Origin of the sequence: Streptomyces sp. M41(2017) (assembly GCF_002078175.1) — a bacterium.
GTDB lineage: Bacteria > Actinomycetota > Actinomycetes > Streptomycetales > Streptomycetaceae > Streptomyces.
Window position 1 is genome coordinate 3,018,744 of record NZ_MWFK01000001.1, and the last position, 14,439, is coordinate 3,033,182.

16 protein-coding genes are annotated in these 14,439 nt (G+C 70.6%); 7 read left to right on the plus strand and 9 right to left on the minus strand.

The window, feature by feature from the left end; all coding sequences use genetic code 11:
- Nucleotides 1–14 precede the first annotated feature (14 nt).
- Nucleotides 15–2,432 carry an MMPL family transporter gene (locus tag B0675_RS13320; protein WP_081219007.1) on the plus strand — a complete coding sequence of 806 codons (2,418 nt, stop codon included), beginning with the start codon at nucleotides 15–17 and terminating at the stop codon, nucleotides 2,430–2,432.
- Nucleotides 2,433–2,489: 57 nt separating this feature from the next.
- Here B0675_RS13320 and B0675_RS13325 read toward each other — a convergent pair whose 3' ends face one another.
- From B0675_RS13325 to B0675_RS13335, 4 genes are all read right to left on the minus strand, one after another.
- Nucleotides 2,490–3,308 (minus strand): TetR family transcriptional regulator, encoded by an 819-nt coding sequence (locus B0675_RS13325; protein ID WP_081219008.1) that lies wholly within the window; start codon nucleotides 3,306–3,308, stop codon nucleotides 2,490–2,492.
- A 9-nt stretch (nucleotides 3,309–3,317) separates the two neighbouring features.
- Complete coding sequence (locus B0675_RS41935) at nucleotides 3,318–3,830, minus strand: DCC1-like thiol-disulfide oxidoreductase family protein (protein ID WP_241539774.1); 513 nt, start codon at nucleotides 3,828–3,830, stop codon at nucleotides 3,318–3,320.
- A gap of 5 nt (nucleotides 3,831–3,835) precedes the next feature.
- Nucleotides 3,836–4,243: a hypothetical protein gene (locus tag B0675_RS41940; RefSeq protein WP_241539775.1), complete on the minus strand. Its 408-nt coding sequence runs from the start codon at nucleotides 4,241–4,243 to the stop codon at nucleotides 3,836–3,838.
- Between the two features lie 129 nt (nucleotides 4,244–4,372).
- Nucleotides 4,373–4,783, minus strand: coding sequence for a VOC family protein (locus B0675_RS13335; RefSeq protein ID WP_081219009.1), 411 nt, complete (start codon nucleotides 4,781–4,783; stop codon nucleotides 4,373–4,375).
- 386 nt (nucleotides 4,784–5,169) lie between these two features.
- Between B0675_RS13335 and B0675_RS13340 the strand changes: the two genes are divergently transcribed.
- The 3 genes from B0675_RS13340 to B0675_RS13350 all read left to right on the plus strand — a co-directional run bounded on the left by B0675_RS13340 (nucleotide 5,170) and on the right by B0675_RS13350 (nucleotide 6,568).
- Entirely contained in the window at nucleotides 5,170–5,679 is a 510-nt protein-coding gene (locus B0675_RS13340; RefSeq protein ID WP_081219010.1) for a TM2 domain-containing protein, read from the plus strand.
- Nucleotides 5,672–6,079 (plus strand): DUF2752 domain-containing protein, encoded by a 408-nt coding sequence (locus tag B0675_RS13345; RefSeq protein WP_081219011.1) that lies wholly within the window; start codon nucleotides 5,672–5,674, stop codon nucleotides 6,077–6,079. Before B0675_RS13340 ends, B0675_RS13345 begins: the two co-directional genes overlap by 8 nt.
- 225 nt (nucleotides 6,080–6,304) lie before the next feature.
- Nucleotides 6,305–6,568 carry a TM2 domain-containing protein gene (locus B0675_RS13350; protein WP_081219012.1) on the plus strand — a complete coding sequence of 88 codons (264 nt, stop codon included), beginning with the start codon at nucleotides 6,305–6,307 and terminating at the stop codon, nucleotides 6,566–6,568.
- A 63-nt stretch (nucleotides 6,569–6,631) separates the two neighbouring features.
- On the opposite strand, the gene B0675_RS13355 is transcribed toward B0675_RS13350, so the two are convergent.
- From B0675_RS13355 to B0675_RS13375, 5 genes are all read right to left on the minus strand, one after another.
- On the minus strand, nucleotides 6,632–7,411 hold the full coding sequence (locus B0675_RS13355) for a succinate dehydrogenase iron-sulfur subunit (RefSeq protein ID WP_081219013.1): 780 nt from the start codon (nucleotides 7,409–7,411) through the stop codon (nucleotides 6,632–6,634).
- A complete protein-coding gene (sdhA, locus tag B0675_RS13360) occupies nucleotides 7,411–9,165 on the minus strand; it encodes a succinate dehydrogenase flavoprotein subunit (RefSeq protein WP_081219014.1) in 1,755 nt (584 codons plus the stop codon). The genes B0675_RS13355 and sdhA overlap by 1 nt, the downstream gene beginning before the upstream one ends.
- Nucleotides 9,166–9,188: 23 nt before the next feature.
- On the minus strand, nucleotides 9,189–9,680 hold the full coding sequence (locus B0675_RS13365) for a succinate dehydrogenase hydrophobic membrane anchor subunit (RefSeq protein WP_081219015.1): 492 nt from the start codon (nucleotides 9,678–9,680) through the stop codon (nucleotides 9,189–9,191).
- Nucleotides 9,681–9,685: 5 nt separating this feature from the next.
- Nucleotides 9,686–10,066 (minus strand): succinate dehydrogenase, cytochrome b556 subunit, encoded by a 381-nt coding sequence (sdhC, locus tag B0675_RS13370; protein ID WP_081219016.1) that lies wholly within the window; start codon nucleotides 10,064–10,066, stop codon nucleotides 9,686–9,688.
- 170 nt (nucleotides 10,067–10,236) lie between these two features.
- On the minus strand, nucleotides 10,237–10,818 hold the full coding sequence (locus B0675_RS13375) for a 2-oxo-4-hydroxy-4-carboxy-5-ureidoimidazoline decarboxylase (RefSeq protein WP_081219017.1): 582 nt from the start codon (nucleotides 10,816–10,818) through the stop codon (nucleotides 10,237–10,239).
- A 420-nt stretch (nucleotides 10,819–11,238) separates the two neighbouring features.
- Here B0675_RS13375 and B0675_RS13380 point away from each other — a divergent pair, with 420 nt between their 5' ends.
- From B0675_RS13380 to B0675_RS13390, 3 genes are all read left to right on the plus strand, one after another.
- Nucleotides 11,239–12,771 carry a glycoside hydrolase family 20 protein gene (locus B0675_RS13380; RefSeq protein ID WP_241539933.1) on the plus strand — a complete coding sequence of 511 codons (1,533 nt, stop codon included), beginning with the start codon at nucleotides 11,239–11,241 and terminating at the stop codon, nucleotides 12,769–12,771.
- A 255-nt stretch (nucleotides 12,772–13,026) separates the two neighbouring features.
- A complete protein-coding gene (locus B0675_RS13385) occupies nucleotides 13,027–13,785 on the plus strand; it encodes a DUF4328 domain-containing protein (protein WP_081219019.1) in 759 nt (252 codons plus the stop codon).
- A gap of 106 nt (nucleotides 13,786–13,891) precedes the next feature.
- Nucleotides 13,892–14,428 (plus strand): hypothetical protein, encoded by a 537-nt coding sequence (locus B0675_RS13390; protein ID WP_081219020.1) that lies wholly within the window; start codon nucleotides 13,892–13,894, stop codon nucleotides 14,426–14,428.
- The last annotated feature ends 11 nt before the right edge of the window (nucleotides 14,429–14,439 follow it).

Consider the following 14,439-nt stretch of genomic DNA (forward strand, 5'->3'; position numbering starts at 1 on the left):
TGAGCGTGGCGGCATTGGCACGTTGGTGCTATCGGCATCGGCTGGTGGTCCTGTTGCTGTGGGTGGGCGCACTGTTCGGTCTGGGCTTCGCGGCGACCACCGCGGGCACGGACTACGCGAACGTGTTCTCGCTCCCGAACACGGACTCCAAGCGCGCGTACGACCAGATGGAGAAGGCCTTCCCGGAGAGCGCGGGAGACACCGACACGGTGGTGTGGAAGGTCGAGGAGGGGACGGTCGGGGATGCGTCCGTCCGTTCCCGGATCCAGCCCGCGCTGGACGAGATCGCCGGCATGAAGGGCGTCGGCGCCGTCGCGGGACCGTACGAAGGGGAACGGGGCGCCGCGCAGATCAGCCGGAACGGCAGGATCGCGTACGCCCAGGTCACCTTTACCGAGCAGGCGAACGCCGTACCCAAGGAACTCGTCCAGGACGTCCTCGACACCGCCCGGGACGCCGGACGGGACGGGCTCCAGGTCGAGTTGGGCGGTCAGGCGATCCAGCGGGTGCAGGAACCGCCCACCGGGCTCGCCGAGATGGTCGGCATCCTGGCCGCGGCCGTCGTCCTCTTCCTCGCGTTCGGCTCGTTCTTCGCGATGCTGCTGCCCATCGGCATCGCCGTCTTCGGTGTCGGTACGGGCCTTTTCTCCACGCAGTTGCTCAGCCACAGCACCGACATCCCCGACCTGGCCCCGCTGTTGGCGACCCTGATCGGTCTCGGTGTCGGCATCGACTATGCGCTGTTCATCGTCACCCGCCACCGGCGGGGCATCCTGCGCGGCATGGAGCCCGAGGAGTCGGCGGTCACCGCCCTCAACACCTCGGGCCGGGCGGTGCTGTTCGCGGGCGGCACGGTGTGCATCGCGCTCGCCGGCATGCTCGTGACGAACCTGCGCTTCCTGGACGGGGTGGTCATCGGGACGTCCCTCACGGTCGTGTTCAGCGTCCTCGCGGCCACCACCCTGCTGCCGGCCCTGCTGGGAATGCTCGGTGCGCGGGTGCTCAGCCGCCGCCAGCGGCGCAGGCTCGCCGAGCGGGGTCCCGAGCCGGAGCGGACGAGCGGCGCCGCGGCCCGCTGGTCCTCGACCGTGCAGCGCCGGCCCAAGGCGATCGCCGCCGTCGCGCTGGCCGTCATGGCGATCCTCGCGATCCCCGTCCTGTCGCTGCGCCTCGGCGCCACCGACCAGGGCAACGACGACGCCACGACCACCACCAGGAAGGCCTACGACCTGCTCGCGGAGGGCTTCGGGCCCGGCTTCAACGGCCCCTTGCAGGTGGTGGTCACCGCCGGTGACACGGATGCCCTGGTGAAGGGCATCGACGGCACACCCGGCGTGGCCAGGGTCGCCGCGCTGCCGCCCGCGCACGGTGTGACCGTCGTCCAGGTGGTGCCGACGACGTCACCGCAGTCGCAGAGGACCGACGAGCTCATCGACACCCTGCGGGACCGGGTCATCCCGGACGCGGGCGCGACGGCGCACGTCGGAGGTGTCACCGCCGTGTCGAAGGACTTCGCCACGATCACCGGCGACCGGCTCCCGTACTTCGTCGCCACGATCATCGGGCTCGGTTTCCTGCTCCTGCTGGTCGCCTTCCGCTCGCTGGTGGTCCCGCTGACGGCCGCGCTGATGAACCTGATCGCCGCCGCCGCGTCCTTCGGCGTCCTCACCGCGGTCTTCCAGTGGGGCTGGGGCCTGGAACTCCTCGGCCTCGGCAAGGAGGGCCCGATCAACGCCTTCCTGCCCGTCATCATGCTCTCGCTCCTCTTCGGGCTGTCCATGGACTACCAGGTGTTTCTGGTGAGCCGCATGCACGAGGAATGGGTGCACACCAAGGACAACGCCCGGGCGGTTCGGGTCGGTCTCGCCGAGACCAGCCGGGTCATCAACTCCGCCGCACTGATCATGGTCTGCGTCTTCCTGGCCTTCGTCCTGAGCGGCGACTCGGGGGCCGCGATGGCCGGCGTCGGGTTGGCCGCCGCCGTCGCGCTGGACGCCTTCATCCTGCGTACGGCCCTGGTACCGGCCGCGATGCACCTGCTCGGCGACTCCAACTGGTGGCTGCCCGCGGGTCTTGAGAAGCGGCTGCCACACCTGGCGGTCGAACCGGCCGAGGCGCCGCCCGCCGAGGAGCCCGCCCCCGTCGAGGGCGGCGCGACCGTCGTCCACGGTCTCGTCCGCGACGCGGAGGGTGTGCCCGTCGACGGCGCGGTCCTCACCCTGCTGTCCAAGGGCGGCCGTCAGCTCGACCGCGTGACCTCGCTGGCCGACGGTTCGTACATCGTCTCGGTCCCGGCGCCGGGCACGTATCTGCTCTCGGCGACGGCCCGTTCGTACGGGGCACGGGCCCGGCACGTCGTGGTGGCCGACCAGCCGCTGGTGCACGACGTGGAGCTGACGGCGGGCGAGGTGGACGCCGACGCGGTCAACTGAGGCCACGACCCGGGTGAACGGACGGCGTAAGGGGCTCCCACCATGGACGGGCGCCCCTTACGCCTCCTTCTTGCCCGCCTTCTTCGCGGGCCTGTCCGTCTTCTTCGCCGGGTCGGGCAGCGCCTTCGTCATCCCGGGCAGGAAGTCCGTGAACAGCTCGTGCACCTCGTGGACGAGGGGACGCAGCAGCCGGAACCGGGCCAGCGAGACACCGCGCGCGGTCAGCCGCGCACCGCGCTCGGCGAGCCGGTAGCTGCGCTCGCGGCCCTCCGTACGGTCGAAGACCCAGTACAGGACGAGCCCCATCTGGGAGAGCCACATCAGCTCCGGGAGAATCTCGCGCAGCTCCTCGGGCACCTTCGTCCTCGCCCCGGCCAGCACCTCCTTGTGGACGCTGATGGCCTCCGCGCGCGCGTGCTCCGACTCGGGGGAGAAGGGGCTGAGCGGGCTGTCCGGGTCCGCGGCGTTCTTGAAGAACTGCACCGCGAACTCGTGGAAGGGCGTGGCGATGTCCAGCCACACCTTCAGCACGCCGCCCAGCCGGGCCTCCAGGTCGGTCTCGCGGTCCAGCACCTCGCGGACGGCCTCCTGGTGCTCGCTCGCGATCCGGTCGTAGAAGCCCTGGATCAGGTGCTCCTTGCCGGCGAAGTAGTAGTACGCGTTCCCGACCGAGACCCCGGCCTCCTGGGCGATGGCCCGCATGGTCGTCTTGTCGTAGCCCCGCTCCTGGAACAGCCGCATCGCGGTCTCCAGGATCAGGGCCCGGGTCTGCTCGCTCTTGCCGGGGCTCCTGCCCGCTTCCTTGCCCGCCGGGTCGGGGGAGGCGGAGGGCGCGGAGGACTCGCTGGGGCCGGGGCTGTCTGTCGGTGCTGGCACGGGACGAGCCTAACGAGTGGGAGCGGGGGAGCATCCGCCGCTGTCGCAGGGCGGCGCGTACGTCCAGCCCGCCGTCGGGTCGTAACTCCATCCGTCGCCCCAGTGGTAGGCCCCGCCGCCCCACCGCTCGGACCGCTGCGCCTCACGCCACTTGGCGGCGGCGAGAACGGCACCCCGGGCGAACTTCGCCCCGGTGGGGGTGCTCAGCCGGTGGGCCAGCGCCCGGTACTCGCGCAGCGCCCACAGGGTGACGATCCAGGCGGGCGCGCCCTGGTAGACCTGGCCCGCGTCGCCCACGACGGTGATCTCGCTCAGGGTGGATCGGTGGTCGAGCCCGGGGAAGCGGCGCCGGGCCTCTTCGGACCCGACGGGCACGAAGCGCAGGGGGACCAGCTGCGCCTGCCGGGCGAGCCAGTGGGTCAGGAAGGCGCACAGCGAGCAGCGCGGGTCGTGCAGGACGGTGAGCCCGCGGACCGGGACGCGTGAGGCGTCCCGGTCCGGGCCGGCCTGGATGCCGGTCACCGCTCTCACATCCCGGCCGCGGGCGCGGCCCAGTCGGTCGGCTGCACCGGCGGGGTCTGCTCCCGCTCCATGACGCCCCGGCGGCGGATCTTGTTGAGCACGTACACGTTGCCCAGGTGCATGACGCCGAGGACCAGCAGGACGACGCCCAGCTTGGTCGAGAGGGCCTCGAAGATCTCGCGGGCGTTGGCGATCTCGTCGCTCTGGTGCAGGTAGAGCGCGACGAAGCCCAGGTTGACCAGGTAGAAGCCCACCACCAGCAGGTGGTTGACGGCATCGGCGAGCTTCTCGTTCCCGCGCAGGACGTCCGACAGGAAGATCCGCCCGTTGGTGCTCAGTGTGCGCGCCACCCAGACCGTCAGCGCGATGCTGACGAGCAGATAGATGACGTACGCGACGACTGTGAGGTCCATGTCCCCACCCCTTCTTGAACGCGTTCAAAACGCTGTCAGGGATGAATGTAGACCTGCTTTTGAACATGTTCAAGTCGGATCCGGGCAGACTTCGGCGCCGAAGCCCGTACGTGTGCGCCGCCCCTACTCTCAGGCCCTGCGCGCGAGTTCCGGGCGCTTGGTGTAGTCCGTCAGGCCGATGACGTTGCCCCAGGGGTCGGCGAACTCGACGGTCCAGCCGGTGGCGACGGAGAAGGGCTCGTCGAGCGGCGGGATGCCCGCCGCCGCCAGGGCGCGGGCCGCGGACCGGGCGTCGGGCACCTCCAGCCACAGTCGTGGCGACGCCCACGGCGGCGGCCGGTGGCTCAGTTCGTCGTCGAGGCGCAGCAGCACCCCGGGCGTCTCCTTGCCGATCTTCAGCAGGGCGATGCCCGCCTCGTCGAGCCGGAAGGCGAGCGGGAAGCCGGCCCGCTCGTAGAAGCTCACCGCCTCGCCGAGATTCCCGACGGGCAGCAGTACGTTGTCGAGTCCGAGCAGCTCGTATGACACGTCATCTGACATTCCATCAGGTTAGGGAGCGGCAGGGACGGTGATCGCGGGCCGGACCGGGGGCCGACCATGTGATCACCCGTTGAGGCGATCCACGCCACCGTCACCGCCACCGTCACCGTCACCGCCGACGGCGGGCGGGGGCCGGAGCGGCGCCGGTCGGCGATCCTCGGCCGGCACCTTCGGGGAGCGGAGTGCGTGCGGCGAAGTCCGTGCGGCGAAGTTCGTGCGGCGAAGTTCGTGGGGCGGAGTCCCTGCGGTGGAGTCCGTGCGGTGGAGTCCGTGCGGCGGACCCACTTCTGTGCCGCGGGCCTCCTCCTGCAAGATGGCCTGACCGATCGTCGCCTTCGAACCCCAGTCCCGCGCCGTCCCGTGCGGGCACACCAGGAGTCAGCACCTTGACCGACCAGCCGCACCAGCCGCCGCAGCCCCCGAACCAGCCGCCCGGCTACGGCTACCCGAACGCCGGAGCGACCCCGCCCGGCGGTACCGGCCCCTACAGCGCCGGGCAGCCCGGCCCGTACGCCCAGCAGGGCCCGTACGACAACCCGGGTCAGTACGGCTACCCCGGGCCCGGCGGGTACCCGGGCCCGGGCGGCTACGCGGGGCCGGGCGGGTACCCGGGTGGTCCGGTCCCGCCCGGCACCTACACCGGCGACCCGAACGCTCCGTACGGCTACGACCCCTACGGCCGCCCGTACTCCGAGAAGTCGAAGATCGTCGCCGGTGTCCTCCAGCTCGCCCTGGGCAGCCTCGGCATCGGGCGTTTCTACATGGGCAACGTCGGCATCGGCATAGCCCAGCTCCTCACCTGCGGCGGCCTCGGTGTCTGGTCCCTGATCGACGGCATCATGCTGCTCGTCGGCAACAGCGCCACCGACTCCGACGGCCGGGTCCTGCGTGGCTGACTCCGTCGCGGCGCGCCGGTTCGCGCTGCGGCATCCGGCGGCGGCACCTCTCGCGGTGCTCGCCGCCGGGACGGCCGGGGCCGGCTATCTGTACGTCACCGATCCGCACGAGCCGGGCCACCTGCTGCCCGGCTGCCCGTTCCGGTATCTCACCGGTCTGCTCTGCCCCGCCTGCGGCGGCACGCGCATGGTCTACGACCTGATGCACGGTCACCTCGCCGCCGCCTGGCACGACAACCGGATGCTGCTCCTCGCCGCGCCGTTCGCCCTCGCCCTGCTGGCGCGCTGGATGGTCGAGGGGCTGCGCGGTCGCCGGTGGAGCCCTCGGCTGAAGCCGCGTACGCAGGTGCTGGTGCTTCTGACGGCGGTCGCCTGGACGGTGCTCCGCAACGTCGTCTAGCCGAGGGGCGGTCGCTCCCCCTCGGCAGCGAACGGATCATGATCACGGAATGGGCAAGATTGATCAATTTCTCTCCCATGACGTGCATGAATCTCCGTACGCTCCGACGGCACAGGGGGGACGACGTGCACGCCGGCCATGGGTGGTCTCCGCCATGGGACCCCTCCTGGGCGCTCACCGGAGCGAACCGCTCCGGCCGTCTTCAGTGATCCAGGAGCAGTACTCATGACCGTCCCCACCCCTGACGCGCCCTACGGCTACGACCCCCAGGGCCGTCCCTACTCCGACAAGTCCAAGGTGATCGCCGGAGTTCTCCAGCTGTTCCTGGGCGGCTTCGGCGCCGGCCGTTTCTACGTCGGCTCCACCGGTGTCGCCATCGCCCAGCTCTTCACCTGCGGCGGCCTCGGCGTCTGGGCCCTGATCGACGCGATCCTGTTCTTCACGAGCAACGACCGCACCGACAAGCAGGGCCGCGTCCTGCGCGGCTGACGGCATGCGGAAGGGCCCCGCTCCCGAGTGGGGAGCGGGGCCCTTCGGCCGTGCGGGGAACGGTCAGAAGCGACGCGTGATCAGCGCGCGCTTGACCTCCTGGATCGCCTTCGTGACCTCGATGCCTCGGGGGCAGGCGTCCGTGCAGTTGAACGTCGTGCGGCAACGCCACACGCCGTCCTTGTCGTTGAGGATCTCCAGCCGCTGCTCGCCGGCCTCGTCACGCGAGTCGAAGATGAAGCGGTGGGCGTTCACGATGGCGGCCGGACCGAAGTACTGGCCGTCGTTCCAGAACACCGGGCAGGACGACGTGCACGCCGCGCACAGGATGCACTTGGTGGTGTCGTCGAACCGCTCGCGGTCCTCGGCCGACTGCAGACGCTCGCGCGTCGGCTCGTTGGTGTCCTTCGTGATGAGGAACGGCATCACGTCGCGGTACGCCTGGAAGAACGGGTCCATGTCGACCACGAGGTCCTTCAGCACCGTCAGGCCCTTGATGGCCTCGACCGTGATCGGCTTCTCGGGGTTCAGGTCCTTGATCAGCGTCTTGCAGGCCAGACGGTTCTTGCCGTTGATCCGCATGGCGTCCGAGCCGCAGATGCCGTGCGCGCAGGACCGGCGGAACGTGAGCGTGCCGTCCTGGTCCCACTTGATCTTGTGCAGCGCGTCGAGGACACGCTCCTTGGGGTCGATCTCCAGCTGGAAGTCTTCCCAGACCGCGTCCGCCGAGACCTCCGGGTTGTACCGGCGGATGCGGAACGTGGCGGTGATGTACGGGGAGTCGGCGAAACCGGGCTCGGGCGTGCCGGCCGCGTCCGCCTTGTCCAGGGTGGGAGTAGCCATCAGTACTTACGCTCCATCGGCTGGTAGCGGGTCTGGACGACCGGCTTGTAGTCGAGACGGATGGACTCGGTGCCGTCGTCGCCGACCTCGCGGTACGCCATGGTGTGGCGCATGAAGTTGACGTCGTCGCGGCTCGGGTAGTCCTCGCGGTAGTGACCGCCGCGGGACTCCTTGCGCGCGAGCGCCGAGACGGCCATGACCTCGGCCAGGTCGAGCAGGTTGCCCAGCTCGATGGCTTCGAGGAGGTCCGTGTTGAACCGGCGGCCCTTGTCCTGGATCGAGACGTTCAGGTAGCGCTCGCGCAGCTCCGCGATCTTCTCGACCGCCGTCTTGATCGTCTGCTCGGTGCGGAACACCATCACGTTGGCGTCCATGCACTCCTGGAGCTCCAGGCGGATCGCGGCGACCCGCTCGGTGCCCGTGGAGTCGCGCAGGCGCTCGACCTGGGCCACGACCTGGGAGGCCGGGTTCTCGGGAAGCTCGACGAAGCCCGTCTTCTCCGCGTACTCCGCGGCGGCGATGCCGGCGCGGCGTCCGAAGACGTTGATGTCGAGCAGCGAGTTGGTGCCGAGACGGTTGGCGCCGTGCACGGAGACACAGGCGACCTCACCGGCGGCGTACAGGCCCGGGACGACCGTGGTGTTGTCCGAGAGGACCTCACCCTGGACGTTGGTGGGGATGCCGCCCATGGCGTAGTGCGCGGTGGGCTGGATCGGGATCGGGTCCGTGTAGGGCTCGATGCCGAGGTAGGTGCGCGCGAACTCCGTGATGTCGGGCAGCTTGGCGTCCAGCTGCTCCGGCGGGAGGTGCGTGAGGTCGAGGTAGACGTGGTCGCCCTCGGGACCGCAGCCGCGGCCCTCACGGATCTCCGTGTAGATGGAGCGCGAGACGACGTCACGGGACGCGAGGTCCTTCATGACCGGCGCGTACTTCTCCATGAAGCGCTCGCCGTCCTTGTTGCGGAGGATGCCGCCCTCACCGCGGGCGCCCTCCGTCAGCAGGATGCCCATGCGCCAGATGCCGGTCGGGTGGAACTGGAAGAACTCCATGTCCTCCAGCGGCAGCCCGCGACGGTAGACGGCGGCCTGGCCGTCGCCGGTCAGCGTGTGCGCGTTGGAGGTCACCTTGAAGAACTTGCCGGTGCCGCCGGAGGCGTAGATCACGGACTTCGCCTGGAAGACGTGGATCTCGCCGGTCGCGAGCTCGTAGGCGACGACGCCCGCCGAGTGCTTGACGCCGTCGACCTCGGTGATCAGCTGGTCGAGGACGTAGAACTCGTTGAAGAACTCCACGCCCTCCTTGACGCAGTTCTGGTACAGCGTCTGGAGGATCATGTGGCCGGTGCGGTCCGCGGCGTAGCAGGACCGGCGGACCGGGGCCTCGCCGTGGTTGCGGGAGTGACCGCCGAAGCGGCGCTGGTCGATCGTCCCGTCGGGCGTCCGGTTGAAGGGCAGGCCCATCTTCTCCAGGTCGAGGACCGAGTCGATGGCCTCCTTCGCCAGGATCTCGGCGGCGTCCTGGTCGACCAGGTAGTCGCCACCCTTGACCGTGTCGAAGGTGTGCCACTCCCAGTTGTCCTCCTCCACGTTGGCGAGCGCCGCGGCCATGCCGCCCTGCGCCGCGCCGGTGTGGGAGCGGGTGGGGTAGAGCTTCGTCAGCACGGCGGTGCGGCTGCGCTTCGTCGACTCGATGGCCGCGCGCATGCCGGCGCCGCCGGCGCCGACGATGACGGTGTCGTACTTGTGGATCTTCATGAGTGGTTGCCTCAGCCCCGTGCCTAGCGGATGTTCGGGTCGAAGGTGAAGATCACCAGCGTGCCCAGCAGGATCGTGAACACCGTGGCGGTGTACAGCAGGCCCTTCAGCCACAGGCGCGTGTTCGCGCGCTCCGCGTAGTCGTTGATGACGGTACGCAGGCCGTTGGCGCCGTGCAGCATGGCGAGCCACAGCATGGCCAGGTCCCAGACCTGCCACCAGGGGTTCGCCCACCGGCCGGCCACGAAGGCGAAGCCGATCTTGGAGACGCCGCCGTCCAGGACGAGCTGGATGAGCAGGTGGCCGATGACCAGGACGACCAGGACGATGCCGGACAGGCGCATGAAGAGCCAGCCGTACATCTCGAAGTTGCCACGGGTGGACTTCGGGGTCTTCTTGGTGCGCTTGCGGGGGGCCTCGATGAACGGGGCCGGGTTGTCGACGCTGTACGCCGAGAACTCTCCGGCACCCTCGACGGGGCCGATGCCGGAAGCGGCGGTGTCAGTAGTGGACATCTGCGTCAGCTCCCGAAGACTTCGCGGAATGCGTGCCCGAGCACGGGGTAGAGCGCCCCGGCCATCAGCACGACCCAGACACCGACGACGGACCAGAGCATCTGCTTCTGGTAGCGCGGGCCCTTCGACCAGAAGTCGACGGCGATGACACGCAGGCCGTTCAGCGCGTGGAACAGGATGGCGGCGACGAGGCCGTACTCCAGCAGCGCGACGATCGGGGTCTTGTACGTGGACACGACCTTGTCGTAGTCCTCGGGGGACACACGGACGAGAGCGGTGTCCAGCACGTGTACGAACAGGAAGAAGAAGATGAGGACGCCGGTGACTCGATGAGCCACCCAGGACCACATTCCTTCCCGGCCGCGGTACAGCGTTCCAGCCGGCACGGAAGAACCCTCCGGGAGCGGGGATTGGGGCCGCGCCGGCTTCTGTGTCGGACGGGCCCGGCCGGGTACGGTCCACCGGCCCCGGCCATCGTAGCGACGTGTTGTCGGAACGCTTACAGCGGCCCTATCAATGTGATCAAACTGGCAATCAATCAGCCACGTTCGGGCTATTACGGGCGCCCGGCATCGGCGTGACCCGGCCGGGGAGCGTCCGCGCCGGTGAACCGGACGGCGAGACGGGAGAGCCGGCCGCGGGCCAGCCGCCGCAGCTCCTCGGCGGTGGTGACCCGCTCCTCCTCGGGATCGTTCGTCAGCCGTGACCGGATGCCCGCGAGCACCTGGTCGAGCGCCTCGCCCGGGGGGAAGCCGTCCAGACAGATGACGAACACATGCCCGAACCGGCTCTCGTAGGCCGCGTGCGCGGCGCTGAGCGCGGTGTGGGCGGCCGAGTAGGCCCCGTCCGGGAGGAGCGTCAGCGACTCGCCGGCCAGGGCTTCGGCCAGGTCGGCCGGGGTCAGGTCGTACGCCGCCTCGTCGGAGGCGGCGAGCAGCGCGGCGAGATCCGGGTAGGGCCGGTGGGCGGCGAGCCGGTGCGCCCAGCGCAGGCTGCGGCAGCAGGTGAGCAGGGCCCGGGTGACCGCTTCGGCCGGCGCGGCGTTGAACTCGTCGAGGCGGGCCGGGGACGGAGCCGCGCTCTTCTGCTCGGGCAGGGCGACCTGGCCGGGGAGGCGAGGGAGACGGTGAGACGTCAGCGTGGATCCTCGGCGGTAAAGGGAGGAGGGGCGACGTCCCGTGAGCGTGACGTGCGCGCGATACGTGTGTTTCGGCAGGGGGAGAAGTGAAACCTGTGCCGCTCACGCTATCGAGGTGTGGCAAAGGCTGTCCGACGGACGCCCGAATTTCACCCGGACGGGAGAGTTTCGGAGCGCTCGGTGGACGGTAGCGGTGGCGGCCGGGGCAGAGTTCACGGTGGAGTGGGCAGGTGGACACCCCGACGGGGGAGTACACCTGGTCGGAAGAGTGGATCTTTTGGGGAGGGGCCTCGGTGACGGAATGAGGGTGACGGCGTGAGTGGAGGCAGGCGGCGTGCGCCGCGGCGGCAGGCATGGTGGCAAGGCCGCGCCCAGATCGCCGCGGGCGGTCTCGCCGTCGCCGGCGTCGTCGCGGTCGCCGTGATCGTCTGGCCGGGCGGCGACAGCGGGGAACCGGCCGGTGCGGGCGACGCCTCGAAGGCCGCGACCGCCGGCGTGTCGCCCAGTCCCAGCCCCTCGCCGAGCAGGAGCTACCCCCTCTCGCGGGCCCCGCGCACCATTCCCGCCGTACGGGAGCACACCGCGGCGCACGGCCCCGGCTGGCGCCCCGCCTCCGGTGGCCGGGTCGTCGTGGACGACTCCGGTCTCGCCGACGAGGGCAAGCTGCTGGCCGGGGAGCTCAAGCTGACGTACGCGGGCCAGGACGACCCGAAGGACGGCGACGTCGAGCTGGGTCTGAACGACGGCACCGCGGGCCCGGAGTCGTACACCCTCACCGTGAAGAACCACCGGGTCACGATCAAGGGCCCCGCGGAGGCCGGCGTCTTCTACGGCACGCGCACCCTCAAGCAGGAGGTGCACGGCGGCGGCACCGCCCCCGAGGGTGTGGTGAACGACCGGCCCGCGAAACCGCAGCGCGGGTTCATGCTCGACATCGCCCGCAAGCACTTCACGGCGGGCTGGATCGAGGACCGGGTGCGCGAGCTCGGCGACCTGAAGTTCAACCAGCTCGGCCTGCACTTCTCCGACGACCAGGGCTTCCGCATCGAGTCCGACACCCACCCCGAGATCGTGTCGAAGGAGCACCTGAGCAAGGCCGAGGTCCGCCGGATCATCGCGCTCGCCGCGAGCCGGCACATCACCGTCGTCCCCGAGATCGACTCGCCCGGACACCTCGGCGCGGTCATCGCCGCGCACCCCGACCTCCAGCTCCGCAACGTCTCCGGGACCGCCACACGCGGTGCCGTCGACATCTCCAAGCCGGCCGCGGCGGACATCGTCGACGACCTGCTCAACGAGTACGCGGACCTCTTCCCCGGCGCCTACTGGCACATCGGCGGCGACGAGTACCAGGCGCTGACGGTGTCGAACCCGGCAGCGTCCTTCCCGCAGCTCGCCACCGCCGCGCGCGCCAAGTACGGCGCGGGCGCGAGCGTCGCCGACCTCGCGACCGGCTGGCTGAACGACCGCGCGGCCGTGGTCCAGGGGCACGACAGGACAGCACGCGCCTGGAACGACGGCTTCTTCCGGGGCGGCACCGTCCAGGCCGACGGCGATCTCCAGGTGGCGTACTGGACCGGCAAGGAGATCGGGGCCCGCCCCCCGGCCGAGTACCTGTCGGCGGGCCGCAAGGTCATCAACTACAACGACGAGTTCCTCTACTACGTCCTCGGCGAGCCGCAGACCTTCGTCTATCCGACCGGACAGCGCATCTACGAGCAGTGGACGCCGCTCGTCCTGCGCGGCACGGCGGCGGTCCCGGCGACGTACGACCCCCAGATCCTCGGCGGGTCCTTCGCCGTCTGGTGCGACCTGGCGAACTCGCAGACGCAGGACCAGATCGCGGCCGGCATCCGGATGCCGCTGCGCGCCACGGTCCAGAAGCTGTGGGATCCGGGCAGGCCCGAGCTGTCGTGGACGGAGTTCTCGGCGCTCGCGAAGCGGCTGGGCTGAGCCCATGGGCCGAGCGGTCGGCCCAGGGCGATCGGCCCGGCCGCGCGACGCCGGCCCGCTGCTCGCCGCCATGCGTCGAAGGCACTGACTCGGGCAGTTCCCGGCGGGCTGGAGCCGGTCGCAATCGGCTGGCCGCGTGGCTCAGCAGAACCGTATCTTCCGGATACGTATTCGTGTGCCGGGCGTGACCCTGGGGAGGGGCGCGCCCGGCTCGTCGTGCCGGCACCCCGTCGTGCCGTGCACCTGGGGGTTCTCATGACCATGCCGCCGTCGCACTCCGTCCCACCGAGGCCCGTCTCGCCGATGCCCGCGGCGCGGCCGCTCCCCCCGCTGCCGCCCCTTCCGTCCCCGAACGGACCGGCCTGGCTGCGCTCACCGGTCGGCCTCGGCAGAGCCGCCGTCGCGCTGCTCGCGCTGGTGATCGCCGCCGACCTGTTCGCGGTCTGGGCGGACTGGACGATGTACGACGTGTCCGGGGCCCTCGCCGGCGGCGACTTCGGCGACGGCGTCCAGGACCGGGCCGCCGACGCGGACACGCTGGTCACGACGTCGGGCTACGCCCAGTCGGCCACGATGGTGGGGTCCGTCGTCGTCTTCCTCCTCTGGTTCCTGCGGGTCCGCACCAACGCCGAGGTGTTCAGCCCGCACGGGCACAGCAAGTCCCGGGCGTGGGCCGGCTGGGGATGGTTCGTCCCCGTGGTCAGCCTGTGGTTCCCGCGCCGCGTGACGCTGGACATCTGGGACGCGAGCGCTCCCGCGGGGTCCCGGAGCGGCCACGCCCTCGTCAACGTGTGGTGGACCTTCTGGGTCCTCACAATGCTCACCGACCGGGTGTCCAGCAGGTCGTACACCAAGGCCGGCACGGCCGGGGAGATCCACGACGCCGCCGCGCAGGTCCTGTTCTGCGACGTCGTCGACATCGTGGCCGCGGCCCTGGCGATCCTCGTCGTGCTGAGGCTGACCCGCATGCAGCACCTGAAGGCGCTCCAGGGCCCCGCCGCGCACGCCGGCTGACACACGTCCGACGGGCACCGGTTCGTCCCTTTCTCTGGTCAACCCCGGCACCCCTGTGGTGTATTCGGCCCCAGCCGCCGAACCGAGACACCCGGGGGGAACCGGTATGGGGTACTGGGGCTATTTCGTCGTGGGCAGAAGCGAGCAGCCGCTCTCCCGGACCGCCGCGCTGGCCGGGGTGCCCGGCCTGCTGTCCCGGACGACGGCACCCGGCGGCTGGCAGGTCTGGGAGTACCCGGGCGCGGGGACCGGGATCGGGAGCATGAAGGTGCTCGCCCGCGAGACCGGGGCACCCGCGCTCTTCGGGTACGTGATGGACAGTGCCTGCGTGGCGGTGGAGGCGGCGACGCCGTCCGGCGACGCGTGGAGCGCCTGCCTGGCCCGGAACGTCATGGCCGGCCATCTCGTCGGCGCCGACGGCGGACTGGGCGTGGACGACTACTTCCTGGAGCCCGCCGACGCGGCCGCGCGGGCGGTCGCCTGGGCGGCCGGGGCGGGCCACTCGGTGACCGCCGAAGCACTGCTCGCCGTCCTGGAGGCGGAGCCGGAGGCCGGGCCACAGGGCCCCGGCGCGAAGTCGGGAGAGGTGGCCGAAAATCTGCTCTTCCAGCTCCTCGACCGGCTCGGTGTGGTGCCACTGTGACACTCCTGGAC